Below are 701 nucleotides of genomic sequence, written 5' to 3'. Positions count from 1 at the left end.
ATGTTATCTGCAGTCTTTTTTTAGTTTTTGGTTTTTTATTTCTAATATTCTTCCTGTTCCAATTTGATTTTCACCTTCATAGAACTTGAAACCCATATTTTCCTTTAACTTATTATTGAAGTAATCGCTCGATAACAAATCAATTTCTGCATTTACTATATCTCCAGGAAAAGCATAATCAGTTCCGATATATTTTTGTCTTCCAGAAGTTTGGTAATCATCAAAATTAAAAACTAATTGAGGTCTATATCCCGATTTTGCAGGAATTGTTCTATTTGTATTAAATTGTAATTCAGCAATGAAATCACATTTTGATTTTTCTGTTTCAAATTTATTGGAATGAAAATATTCGTAAGCAAATCCTTCTAATTCTCCACAATCAGAAATTAAGTTATTTTCTTCGTCATAAACCCTAAAAACTTGTTGTTCTGCTTCTCCAATACTTGTTGCACCATCCAAACCTAAAAGAATTGAATAATACGCATCAGTCAATATTCCATTTAATATATTTCTTAAGTTCTGTATTTCAGATTCATTAAGTTTTAAGTTCTCAATTTTTGTTGCAACATAAGATTTAAATTCTGAATTATTGTTAAAAGCCGAATCAAGAATATCTTGCTTTTGCAAATAAATATTTTTGACAAATTCTTCGGGTTTCATTTATTGAACGGGGTTTTAGTAAGATTGCAGATAACGGAAAA

At 28.1% G+C, this 701-nt stretch carries 1 protein-coding gene; it reads right to left on the bottom strand.

Features of this window, described 5'->3' with window-relative positions; genetic code table 11:
• Window positions 1–3 precede the first annotated feature (3 nt).
• Window positions 4–660 carry a hypothetical protein gene (locus tag AC5XHR_RS13790; RefSeq protein ID WP_495951358.1) on the bottom strand — a complete coding sequence of 219 codons (657 nt, stop codon included), beginning with the start codon at window positions 658–660 and terminating at the stop codon, window positions 4–6.
• Window positions 661–701 lie beyond the last annotated feature (41 nt).

It is taken from the genome of Kaistella sp. CFF1-2 (assembly GCF_059509915.1).
Note: the sequence above shows the minus strand (reverse complement) of the source record. Positions and strands in the feature narration are given on the sequence as shown.